The 11,187-nt window shown below is 71.6% G+C and carries 11 protein-coding genes; 9 read left to right on the forward strand and 2 right to left on the reverse strand.

Annotated features, from left to right (window positions below; all coding sequences use genetic code 11):
* The 8 genes from ACFWFI_RS34645 to ACFWFI_RS34680 all read left to right on the forward strand — a co-directional run.
* On the forward strand, nt 1-699 hold a 699-nt coding region (locus ACFWFI_RS34645), incomplete at its 5' end, for a hypothetical protein (protein ID WP_387398195.1).
* Nucleotides 700-805: 106 nt separating this feature from the next.
* Nucleotides 806-1,243, forward strand: coding sequence for a phage tail protein (locus ACFWFI_RS34650; protein ID WP_014153878.1), 438 nt, complete (start codon nt 806-808; stop codon nt 1,241-1,243).
* Nucleotides 1,244-1,246: 3 nt separating this feature from the next.
* Complete coding sequence (locus ACFWFI_RS34655) at nt 1,247-1,969, forward strand: CIS tube protein (RefSeq protein WP_387398197.1); 723 nt, start codon at nt 1,247-1,249, stop codon at nt 1,967-1,969.
* Complete coding sequence (locus ACFWFI_RS34660; protein WP_387398199.1) at nt 1,969-3,843, forward strand: VgrG-related protein; 1,875 nt, start codon at nt 1,969-1,971, stop codon at nt 3,841-3,843. Before ACFWFI_RS34655 ends, ACFWFI_RS34660 begins: the two co-directional genes overlap by 1 nt.
* A complete protein-coding gene (locus ACFWFI_RS34665; RefSeq protein ID WP_387398201.1) occupies nt 3,843-4,286 on the forward strand; it encodes a GPW/gp25 family protein in 444 nt (147 codons plus the stop codon). The genes ACFWFI_RS34660 and ACFWFI_RS34665 overlap by 1 nt, the downstream gene beginning before the upstream one ends.
* Nucleotides 4,286-6,244, forward strand: coding sequence for a putative baseplate assembly protein (locus ACFWFI_RS34670; protein WP_387398203.1), 1,959 nt, complete (start codon nt 4,286-4,288; stop codon nt 6,242-6,244). Before ACFWFI_RS34665 ends, ACFWFI_RS34670 begins: the two co-directional genes overlap by 1 nt.
* A gap of 62 nt (nt 6,245-6,306) precedes the next feature.
* The gene (locus tag ACFWFI_RS34675) at nt 6,307-6,906 is read left to right on the forward strand and encodes a phage tail protein (RefSeq protein WP_387398213.1); all 600 of its coding nucleotides are present in this window, start codon (nt 6,307-6,309) and stop codon (nt 6,904-6,906) included.
* On the forward strand, nt 6,903-8,168 hold the full coding sequence (locus ACFWFI_RS34680; protein ID WP_387398205.1) for a zinc ribbon domain-containing protein: 1,266 nt from the start codon (nt 6,903-6,905) through the stop codon (nt 8,166-8,168). Before ACFWFI_RS34675 ends, ACFWFI_RS34680 begins: the two co-directional genes overlap by 4 nt.
* Nucleotides 8,169-8,323: 155 nt before the next feature.
* Here ACFWFI_RS34680 and ACFWFI_RS34685 read toward each other — a convergent pair whose 3' ends face one another.
* Nucleotides 8,324-9,556, reverse strand: a complete 1,233-nt coding sequence (locus tag ACFWFI_RS34685; protein WP_387398207.1) for a M23 family metallopeptidase — start codon at nt 9,554-9,556, stop codon at nt 8,324-8,326.
* A 167-nt stretch (nt 9,557-9,723) separates the two neighbouring features.
* Nucleotides 9,724-10,590, reverse strand: coding sequence for a hypothetical protein (locus ACFWFI_RS34690; RefSeq protein ID WP_387398209.1), 867 nt, complete (start codon nt 10,588-10,590; stop codon nt 9,724-9,726).
* Nucleotides 10,591-10,672: 82 nt separating this feature from the next.
* Between ACFWFI_RS34690 and ACFWFI_RS34695 the strand changes: the two genes are divergently transcribed.
* Entirely contained in the window at nt 10,673-11,137 is a 465-nt protein-coding gene (locus ACFWFI_RS34695) for a GNAT family N-acetyltransferase (protein WP_387398211.1), read from the forward strand.
* Nucleotides 11,138-11,187 lie beyond the last annotated feature (50 nt).

Below are 11,187 nucleotides of genomic sequence, written 5' to 3' on the forward strand. Positions count from 1 at the left end.
GCTCGTCGGCATGCGGTACAGCGTTCCGCGGCGCCGTCGTCGGCGCCGCCGTCCGCTGTCCGTCCCCTGCCCCGGACAGCCGTCCGTCCCGCAGCCGCTCCCACCACGGCGTCCGCGCCTGCGCGACCCGGGAACGACGGGCACCGACCCAACGGCGCGACCACGGCCTTCCCGGTCGTCCAGCGCTCCGCGTCGGTGCCTCCCGTCTCGGGCGGGATCGCCCGTACGCCGGTGACGGACGCCACCGGCCGCTCCGGAGCCCCCCACACCCCCAGGGCTTCGGGTGCCCCGGCCACCTCCGCGGCCCGACCTGTCCGGAGCCCTGTCGTCTCCCTGGCGCCCGCCCGGCCGGCTCCGGCCGCCGCGCTCCCCGTGCAGCGGGCGCCCGCCGTCCCGGCAGCGCGGCCCCCTCAGCCCCCGGTCGCGCCCCCGGTCCGGACACCGGCATCCACCCCCGCGCGCGCGACGGCGCCGCCTCGCGCCACGTCCGTCGCGGTGCAGAGGAGCAGCGGCGGCGGCGAGGGCTCCACGGACAGGCCCGCGCCCCCCGTCACGAGCCAGTTCAAACCGCGTGATCTGAAGGAGGACCAGGTGGCGGAGCTGGTCCACCGGCTGATCGGCCCGATGACCCGGCTGCTGCGCACCGAGCTACGGCTCGACCGCGAGCGGATCGGCAAGCTGCGCGACCCACGCCACTGACAGGCCCCGCAACACCGATCCGGCCCGCAAGCCCGCAAACCCGCACGTCCGGCTCCGCCGGAACCCCGCACCGACCGCACGTGGAACCGCAGGAAGGCCCCACCCGATGCCCCAGGAACTCGACGCAGGCTCCACCATCTTCTTCAACCTCACCATCGACGGTGAGAGCCTGGGCAACTTCAACGGTTGTGAAGGGCTCTCCTCCCAGGTCGAGATCGAGCAGCGGCAGGAGGGCGGCAACAACGGATTCGTCTGGCAGCTGCCCTCCCGTGTCACCTTCTCCAACATCACGCTGACCCGGCCCCTCACCGAGGAGACCGCGAAGGTGGCGGAGTGGATCTCCTCCGTGACCACGGGGGTGACCCGGCCCACCGGGCAGATCGCCGCGCTGCGCGCGGACGGCTCGATGGTCGCCCAGTGGGGGCTGATCGACGTACTCCCCGTGAGCTGGCGCGGTCCGTCCTTCGACCCGGCGAGCCCCGCCGTGGCCACCGAGGTCCTGGAGATCGCCCATCACGGGTTCACCGACGCGGGGGAGGCGTAGCCGATGAACCTCTCCAGCTTCGGAATCGGCGACAGCCTGGTGCGGGCGACGCTCGCCATCCACCAGCCGCCGATCGGCAGCAGCACCAGTCCCGGCGCGCTCATGAAGACGTTCAACTTCGACTTCAACCCGTCCCAGTTGTCGCTGACCCGCAGGGCCCAGTGGAAGACCACGCCCACCGCCGCCGTGCGCGACGGCGCGGTCCCGGAGTTCATGGGGCCCGAGCCCCGGGAGATGACGGTGGAGATCTTCCTCGACCGCTCCGACGACCCGGACAGCAACGACGTGCGCAAGAAGGTCGAAGCCCTCTTCTCCTGCTGCGAGACGACCACCGCCAGCATCGCGGCGAACCAGCCGTCGACGCCGTGGGTGGTCTTCGAGTGGGGTGCCTTCTCCACGGCCCGCTTCAACGCGTACGTCAGCTCCGTGGAGGCCCAGTACACCCTCTTCAACACCAACGGGATGCCCATCCGGGCCGTCTGCCAGGTGAACCTGCACGAGATCCCGAGCAGCACCCTCGGCCAGAACCCCACCTCCGGCGCGCTCACCACCCGCCGGGTTCACAGGGTCGTGGCCGGCGACTCGCTCCCGCTCCTCGCGTGGCGTGAGTACGGGGACGCCACCGTGTGGCGCACGATCGCCGAGGCCAACGACATCGACGACCCCAAGGCGCTGACGCCCGGTACCGAACTGATGCTCCCCGCCGCCGAAGAGGTCGGCGTCTGATGCCCGACATCGGTTTCTCCAACATCCTCACCGTGCAGATCGCCGGCACGAAGCTCAAGTCCCCGGAGGACAAGAAGCTGGTGGCGGGCCGGGTCGACTTCGGCGCGGGTGTGCCCGGCGCGTTCCACCTCACCTTCCGTGACGACAAGAAGGACATCCTCGCCAAGCTCAACGTCGAGATCGGTGTGCCCGTGGTCATCGCGCCCATGTCCGACGGCAAGGGCACGCCGCTGATCACCGGAGAGGTCACGGCGCTGGAGACCGACTACGACCGCACCGGCACGTTCACCGTCATCCGTGGCTACGACAAGGGCCACCGCATGCTCCGGCAGCGCAGGGTCGCGGCGTACAAGAACAAGACCGCCACCGAGATCGCCGTCGAGCTGGCGCGCAAGAGCGGTATTCCGATGGGGAAGACACAGCGGACGAAGGGGCAGTACGAGTTCATCAGCCAGGCCAACGTCACCGACTGGGACTTCGTCCAGCGGCTCGCGGACGAGAACGAGATGGTGATGTCCATCAACTCGAAGGGCCGGTTCCAGTTCGTCAAGCGGCAGCGGGCGGCGACGGCTCCTCCGGAGAGCATGCCGAGCGCACAGAGCGCCCTCCTCCTGAAGGGCGGCGAGGAGATCCTGCGCTGCCGCGCGGCGGTGACCTCGGCCGACCAGGTGACCGCGGTCGAGGCGCGCGGCTGGAACGTCACCACCAAGCAGCCCCTGGTCTCCAAGGCGCCGGCTCTGGACAACTCGGGCTTCGCCATCGGCACGACGCCGTCCGAGGTGTCCAAGACGTTCGGCAAGGCCGAACTCGTCGTGACCGACACGCCCTACGACAAGCTGGACGAGGTCAAGCACGCCGCCGACTCCGTGGCGGACGACGTGACCTCCTCCTTCGCCGAGGTGGAGATCACGGCGCGGGGCAACACCGAACTGCGTCCCGGCGTCGCCGTCACCCTCAAGGACGTCGGCAAGCCGTTCCAGGGCAAGTACACGATCACGGCCGCCCGCCACAGCTTCGGCGACCAGGAGCACTACGAGACGTTCCTGAACGTCAGCGGCCGTCAGTGGCGCTCACTGTTCGGGCTGACCTCCGGCGGCGGCGGCGGGGCGGGCCAGGCGGGGCTGCCGAGCGTCGCCAACGCGCTGGTCACCGACATCAAGGACCCGTTGAGGCAGGGCAGGGTCAAGCTGAGGTTCCCGTGGCTGGACGACATGTACGTCAGCGACTGGACCCGGACCGTCCAGTTCGGCGGGGCCAAGGGCGGCAGCATGATCTCACCGGATGTGGACGACGAGGTGCTGGTGGCGTTCGACCGCGGGGCCCTGGACCACCCGTACGTCATCGGCGGCCTCTACAACGGCGTCGACAAGCCGGATCCCGTCGACGTGCCGGTGTACGACCCGACGCGCGGCAAGGTCACCCGGCGCACCCTGTCCGACCGCAGCAACAACCGTCTCGACCTGCTCGACCAGAGCGTCGGTCTCAAGCGCGGGGTGCGGCTCTCCACCGGCGACAACCGGCTCACGATCAATCTGGACCGGACGAAGACCGAGATCGTCGTGGACAGCAAGGGGAAGGTCTCCATCCGGGGGACCGGCGCCGTGGCCATCAACGCGGGCGGCAACCTCTCGCTGAACGCGGTGGGCTCCCTGACGATCCGCAGCGGCGGGCCGATGAACATCAACGCCAGTGCCCTGTCGGTGCAGGCGGGTGTCACGTCCGTGAACGCGAGCGCGCTGAGCGTGTCGGCCACTGCCGCCATGTCGCTGACCGCAGGACTTGCCCTGAAGATCAACTCGGGTCTGGAGGTCGGCCTGAACGCTCCCCTGGTCCTGTCCAAGATGAAGCCCGTGCTGACGGTGGGAGGAGTCTGATGGCGGAACAGTTCGTCGGCTCCGGATGGGCCTTCCCGCTGCGCATCGGCCCCACCGGGGGTATCGCCCTGGTCAGTGGGGAACGCGAGGTCGAGGAGGCCATCCGGCTCGTCCTCTCCACCGCGCCCGGTGAGCGGCCGATGCGCCCCGAATTCGGCTGCGCCATCCACGACATGGTCTTCGCCCCCGTCAACGAGGCCACCGCGGGCCGGATCCAGCACGAGGTGCACACCTGCCTGGACCGCTGGGAACCGCGCATCGAGGTGGACGACGTCGCGGTGACGGCCGGCGCCGAACAGGGCGTGCTCTTCATCGACGTCCGCTACTCGATCACGGGCACCAACAACCCGCGCAGTCTGGTCTTCCCGTTCTACGTGATCCCCTCCCACGACGGGCCCGAGGGGTCCGGCACGCCCGACGAGCACCTTGGAAGCGACCGCTGATGGCACTGCCCTCCCCGAACCTCGACGACCGGCGCTTCCAGCAGTTCGTCGACGACGCCAAGCGCTACATCCAGCAGCGCGCCCCCGAGTGGACCGACCACAATGTCTCCGACCCGGGCGTGACCCTCGTGGAGACGGTCGCCCACATGGCCGACCAGATCGTGTACCGGCTCAACCGGGTGCCCGAGAAGAACCACCTCGCGTTCCTGGACCTCATCGGGATCACGCTCTTCCCGCCCTCCGCGGCGCGCGCCGACGTCACGTTCTGGCTGTCGGCGCCGCAACAGCAACCCGTCGTGCTGGCGACGGGCACCGAGGTCGCCACGGTCCGTACCCAGACCGAGGACGCGGTGGTCTTCGCCACCGAGCGTGAACTCACCGTCATCCCCTGCGAGTTGTCGTACCTCGTGATCCAGCGGGCCGATCAGGAGGCGGTCGACCGCACCTCGGACCTCGCCGAGTCCAAGGACGTGCACTGCTTCGCGGAGGCTCCGAGCGCCGGTGACCGCATGCTGTTCGGGCTGAGCGCGGCCGTACCGGAGTGCGTGGTCGTGCTGGAGCTCGACAGCCAGGTGGACGGTGTCGGTGTCGACCCCAGGCAGCCGCCGCTCGCCTGGGAGGCGTGGACCGCCGACGGCTGGGCCCGCTGCGACGTCGAACGGGACACCACCGGCGGACTCAACCGCCCCGGCGAGGTCGTGCTGCACGTCCCCGGCGGCCACGCGCTCTCCCGCACCGGGCGGCGCGAGGCGGGCTGGCTGCGCTGCCGGGTCACCGAGCCGGAACAGGGCCAGCCCTTCTACACCACCTCGCCCACCATCCGCTCCGCCGAGGCGTTCAGCATCGGCGGCACCACCGGTGTCGTGCACGCCGAGACGGTGCGGGACGAAGCGCTGGGGGAGTCCACCGGACTGCCGGGGCACCGGCTGAGGCTGGCCAACAGCCCCGTCGTCGGCGACGCGCAGCCGCTGCTCCTCCAGGTCGCCGAGCGCGACGGCTGGGTCGACTGGGAGACCGTCGGCCACTTCGCCGCCTCGGGCCCCGCCGACCGGCACATCACCCTGGACGCGACCACCGGTGAGATCGCCTTCGGGCCGTCCGTCCGCGAACCGGACGGCACCCTGCGTCAATACGGTGCGGTGCCGCCCAAGGGCGCGCCCATCCGGGCCCGCCGCTACAGGACGGGCGGAGGAAAGGCCGGCAATGTCGCCAGGGGCGCCATCCAGGTCCTGCGCGACTCCGTCCCGTACGTCTCCGACGTCGTCAACCGGGAGGCCGCGCGCGGCGGGGTCGACGGCGAGACCGTCGAGGAGGCGAAGCGCAGGGCGCCCATCGCCCTGAGTGCGCAGGACCGCGCGGTGACCCTGCGGGACTACGAGGAACTCGCGCGGCGCGCGGCGCCCGAGACCGCGCGCATCACCTGCCTCGCGGCCGAGCCGGACGAGCACGGCGCGCACGCCGTACGGGTTCTCGTCGTCCCGCAGGCCGTGTCCGACCCGGGCGGCCGGCTGCGGTTCGAGCAACTCGTCCCCGGAGACGCCCTGCTGGGACGCATCACCCGGTACCTGGACGAGCGGCGCCTGATCGGCACCCGACTGGCGGTCGGGCCGCCCTTCTACCAGGGTGTGACGGTCGTGGCGACGGTGCACGCCTTCCGCGGCACCGACACCGACCGGGTCAGGCGGCAGGCGCACGACGCCCTCTACCGCCATCTCGACCCGCTGACCGGGGGAGCCCACGGCACGGGCTGGCCCTTCGGCCGTCCGGTGCAGGCGGGCGAGGTGTTCGCGGTACTGCAACGGGTGCCCGGCGTCGAGCTGGTGGACGAGGTGCTGCTGCACCCCGCCGACCCGCTCAGCGGCAAGCGCGGCGACCCCACGGAGCGGATCGACCTCGAACCCCCCGCGCTCGTCTTCTCGTTCGACCACCGCGTCCGGGTGATAGGTGACGCCTCGTGACCACGAGCGGGAGCACACGCGGCTCCGTCGACGGACTCGGCTCCTCGGCACCGCTGGGCGTGATGCTGCCGGCGGTGTTCGCCGACGACGACCTCGCCCAGCGCTTCGTCGCCGGTATCGACGAGGTCCTCGCGCCCCTCCACAACGTGCTCGACTGTCTGGACGCCTACTTCACTCCGTCGCTCGCGCCTGCGGACTTCACCCGATGGCTCGGCAGCTGGGTGGGCGCGGAGACCGAGGGGCCCGACACGGCCGGGCCCGCCGACGGCCCCGTGGGCCGTGACCTGCCGGAGTCCGCGCACACCCCACCGTCCACCGGCCACCCGCAGGACACGGAGGCGACCGTCGCGCTGCGCGCCGCGGTGGCCGCCGCCGTACGGTTGCACCGCATCCGCGGCACCCGGCGCGGACTGTCCGAGGCGGTACGGCTCGCCTTCGGCGTGGAGCCGGAGATCACCGAGAGCGGCGCGGCCGCCTGGGACGCCAGGCCCCTGGGCCCGGTCCCCGGCGCGACCCGCCCCCATCTGCACGTCACCGTACGGCTGCCGGAGCCCGGCCCCGCCGCCGAGCACCGGCTGGAGCGCCTCGTAGCGGCAGCTCGCCCCGCCCATATGCCTTATACGGTCCATGTGACCGTCGCCGAAAGGACTTCCGACAGGTGACCAGCCAGCAGGCTTCCGCCTCCACGCCACCTTCTTCCGCGGCTGCCGGAGACACGGGGGACAAGCCACGTCACTGTGCCGAGTGCGGCACGCTGCCGACCCCGGGGCAGTCCTTCTGCGACAGCTGCGGTGCGGTACTGAGCTGGACCCCGGACACGAGGGGACGGGGAGCCGGCGCGGACACCCCGGGTGCTTCGGGCCCGTCGGCCGACGCCGGGAGCGCGGACCCGGCCCGCGAACCCGGACGCCCCGATCTTCCGACGGCCGAGCCCGAGGAGGACGACACCCTGACCTCGATCCCGGTGGTCTCCGCCACCCAGCCCACCTCGCACGCCGCTCCGCCGGCCGCGACCCCGGACCCGGACGCGAGTGCGCGGGCCAGAGCGCTGCTCGTACCGGTCGCCGACCAGCGCGCCGCCGCACCGGCACCGGAAGTCGCTCCGGTACTCCCGGGCGTGCCCGCCGCGGCCCGCCCCAGGGTCCAGGCCCCCGGCGGCGAACCGGCCGACGAGACGGGCCCCCCGTGCCCCTGGTGCGAGGTCGGCAACCGACCCGACCGGCACTTCTGCCGACGCTGCGGCATGTCCCTCGCGGAGCGCCCCGGCGTCCCGGAGGCCCGGCGCCCCTGGTGGCGCCGGATGAGGGACTTCGGCAACGGCCCGGCCCCGTGGGCGGGCGACCGCCCGAGGCTGCGCCGGGGCATCGGCCGCATCTTCACCTGGGTCGCGTACGGTCTCGCGCTCGGGCTGGTGATCTACGCGGCGTTCAACGTGGGCACGGCATGGAACGCCGCACGCGACCACTTCGCGAAGCGGGCCCAGATCAGCCCGGACGCCGCCGAGGCGTCGCGTTCCTTCAAGGGCCACCCGCCGAAGACACTCTTCGACAAGATCAACAACAGCTGGTGGGGCCCCGGCGTCTCGCAGTCCGCCGAGGGTGAGTGGGTCGAGGCGCGTTTCCAGGAACCCACCCGTCTGCTGGACATCCTCATCACGTCGGGCATCTCCACCAAGCCCTCCGACCTCTCGGAGGCCGCGCTGCCTCACCGTATGGACGCGGTCATCACCACGGCCGACGGGAAGAAGACCACGCGCCACATCAAACTCGACCAGGTGAGCGGTCCCCAGCAGCGGAAGTTCCGGGCGCAGAACGTCGTCAGTGTTCGGTTCGTCATCCGCTCGGCGTTCAACGTGGGCTCCGACAAGCAGGTCTCGATAGCCGAGATCGAGTTCTTCACCCGCGCCACGACCAGCGGCACGTAGGGCGCCGGCCCCACACCGCTCCGGCCGAGACCCGCCTCCTCAACCGGCGCCCCAGGGCGTCATGTTGAGGGGGCGGTCGTGTTCGGGCGGAGGCGCATCGGCAGGCGCGCGCCACCGGTGCGCATCACCGGTGGTGCCTCCCGGTGGTTGCGTCCTCAGAGGATCAGGCCCTTGGCCCGCAGATACGGGACGGGGGAGACGTCGGACCCGAACGCGGGCCCCGTGCGGATCTCGAAGTGCAGATGCGGCCCGGAGGCGTTGCCGGTCTCGCCCGACCAGCCGATGAGCGTGCCGCCCTCGACGCTCTGGCCGACGACGGCCTTCACCTCGGAGAGGTGGGCGTACTGGCTGAACGTACCGTCCTCGTGGCGGACGACGACCTGGTTGCCGTAGTCCCCGCCCGCCCCGGCCGTGACGACCTCACCGGGGCCGATGGCCTTGACCTGTGTTCCGGTGGGGACGACGAAGTCGACGCCCGTGTGCAGCCCGGTGGACCAGGAGGAGCCCCGCTGGTGGTAGGGGGTGCCGGCCGGTCCCTCGACGGGAAGGGTCCATCCGCCGGACACGGCGCCGCCGACCGGGACGACCATCTTCGGGTACGCCGCCATGACGGCCTTGACGTACTCGTACGTCTCCCCGTCCGCTCCGCTCGCCCGCGGCACACCGCCGTACTCCTCGACCGTCTTCCAGCTCACGCGGTAGCCGGCCAGGGCCAGTTCCAGGGGGGCGCCCCGGTAGCCGGGATGTTTCTTCGCGGTCCGCAGGAGTGCGCACATCTTCTTGCCCTGCGACGGTATGGCGTCCGCCGGGTCCAGCACGTCCCTCACGCCGTCGTTGTTGCCGTCGACGCCCTCGGCCGCCCAGTCGGCGTCGGAGAACTGCGCGATGCCCCTGGTGAGGGGGCGTTCGGCCTGTGCCACGTCGGGCAGGTCCTCGCCCGGTGAGGCGTCCCCGGAGCCGGTGCCGGAGGCGGATTCCTCGCCGGAGAGGCCGTCTTCGGCCGGGTCAGCATCCGACTTCCCGTCCTCCGCCTGCTGTTCCGGGCTCCGCGGGTCCGTCAGCGAGCCCTCGTCGCCCGCGGGTTCGCCGGCCGCGATCGACCTGGCCCTCGGGTTGAAGTTGCTCTCCCGCTTCAACTGCGCCGCCAGCACGGGAGCGGTGAGCAGCTTCTCGTCGCAGTCGGCCGCGGCGTCGCGTATGAGCTTCGCGTACATGACGGGGACACCCACGTCGCCCGCCTTCAACTCGGTGCTCATCGGGGCGGGGACGTCTCCGCCGGCCGCCTCGCTGTCGTCGGAGGTGCCGAGCAGAAGGACTCCGAGCCCGAGGGATAACGGCGTCACCACGACCCCGACGACGACCGGAACCATCCAGCGAGCGATCTTCACAGGACCGGCTCTCCCCCAACTCGACCGTCGCGATGAGGATCACTATGCCATCCGTCCCGGAAGGCCCGGCCGGGGCCCGCGCATCCCGCGCCGGACCGCGGAACGACATGTGAACGCCGGCCCGTCCCCACCGCCGGGGCGGCCGCACGACATCCCACCCGGCCCGCTCAGCGGGACAGCAGATCGATCAGCTGGTAGGGCACGAGGAAGAACGCGAGGACCAGCAGGGACGTGCCGCCGAAGACGACGCCGATCGTCCTGAGCACCCAGGTCCGCACGGGGAGGACGGCCTTGACCCGCTCGGGGTGCCGAGGGTCGTAGGCGGCTGCCACCCGTCGCGGTGCGGCGCTGACGGGCTCGGCCGCATCGTCGGGCTCGAAGAACCGCCGCACGCCCTCCGCGTCGACGAAGGCGAAGATCTGCTTCTTGCCCTCGGTGTGGTCCCACGTCGCCACCACGGAGATGCCGCGACGGAGCAGAAGCCATCGGTCGTACAGCGTCTTGGCCGACGCGCCGTACAGGAACAGGCCGAAGGCGAGGGGCTTCAGGCCGAGGAGCCAGAAGATCACCCCCAACACGTCCCCGTGCACGATCAGGACGACCAGGCCGGCCACATACAGGGCCACGGGGGTCAAGAGCACAGCGATCGTCAGCCACTCGCGGGCCGATCTGCTGTCCTTGGCCGCCTCTCGCGGAAGCACCACGACCTTCGCCGCACCGTCTTCGCGTGGTGCGTCCGTGCCCCTGACGGGCAACGCCCGGCCGGCCGCTTCCACGAAGGCCGTCGCGGACGCGGAGTTGCGGGGGGTCACCCTGTAGACCGTGCCCGGCGTTCCCGCGGCAGCGGTCAGGACGACCTGCACCGCCGGCCGGCGCGCCCCGTCGAGGCGGACCTCCTCGACGGCGTCCAGCGGTATCCGTCTTCGGACCCCGCCCTGCTGGAGGAGGATCGACCGGTTCTCCAGGGCGAAGGAGCCGGAACGGCCGCGCACGGTCAGGGAGGGCAGGACGGGGGAGTTCGGACTGGTCGTCATGGCGGGACTCTAGCGACGATGCCCGTGCGCGGCCCGCCGATTCCGTTGCCGGCAGGGCGAGTTCCTCTGCCAGACTGACCGGGTGATCATCAGACGGGCGCAGCAGCGTGATCTCGCCGGCTTCCTCGGCCTGGCGGCCCAGGTCGAGGACTGGTTCGGCCCGATGGTGGAGGAGCCCGGTTTCCACAGTGCCGTGGACGAACACATCCGCCGGGGTGCGGCGCTCGTCGCCGTCTCGCCGGATTCGGACCTGGTCGGCGGCTTGCTGTTCGGCGCGAAGGCCCCGGCCTACCACGTCCACTGGCTCGTCGTGTCGGAGAAGGCACGCGGGACGGGTACCGGCCGGGCACTGATGGCGGATGCGACCCGCAGGTTCGTGCGGGGGCCGGGCACCATCGAGGTGGTCACCTTCGGGGCCGACCACCCGGGTGCCGTGCCGAGCGGGGCACGCGTCTTCTACGAACGTCTGGGCTTCACCCCTGCCGAGGCCGCCGGACCCGGCCCGGAAGGCGGGTCACGGCAGGTCTACCGCCGGGCGGTCACCTGAGGGTCCGTATGGAGGACACACGGGAGGGGGCCGGAGCCCGTGCACCGGCT

This window comes from Streptomyces sp. NPDC060209, assembly GCF_042728155.1.
Classification (GTDB): domain Bacteria; phylum Actinomycetota; class Actinomycetes; order Streptomycetales; family Streptomycetaceae; genus Streptomyces.

Excerpts from the sequence above, each read along its gene's own strand:
- ACFWFI_RS34690 (WP_387398209.1), bottom strand. The coding sequence starts at position 10,590 with ATGACGACCAGTCCGAACTCCCCCGTCCTGCCCTCCCTGACCGTGCGC.
- ACFWFI_RS34650 (WP_014153878.1), top strand. The coding sequence starts at position 806 with ATGCCCCAGGAACTCGACGCAGGCTCCACCATCTTCTTCAACCTCACC.
- ACFWFI_RS34665 (WP_387398201.1), top strand. The coding sequence starts at position 3,843 with ATGGCGGAACAGTTCGTCGGCTCCGGATGGGCCTTCCCGCTGCGCATC.
- ACFWFI_RS34675 (WP_387398213.1), top strand. The coding sequence starts at position 6,307 with ATGCTGCCGGCGGTGTTCGCCGACGACGACCTCGCCCAGCGCTTCGTC.
- ACFWFI_RS34655 (WP_387398197.1), top strand. The coding sequence starts at position 1,247 with ATGAACCTCTCCAGCTTCGGAATCGGCGACAGCCTGGTGCGGGCGACG.
- ACFWFI_RS34670 (WP_387398203.1), top strand. The coding sequence starts at position 4,286 with ATGGCACTGCCCTCCCCGAACCTCGACGACCGGCGCTTCCAGCAGTTC.
- ACFWFI_RS34660 (WP_387398199.1), top strand. The coding sequence starts at position 1,969 with ATGCCCGACATCGGTTTCTCCAACATCCTCACCGTGCAGATCGCCGGC.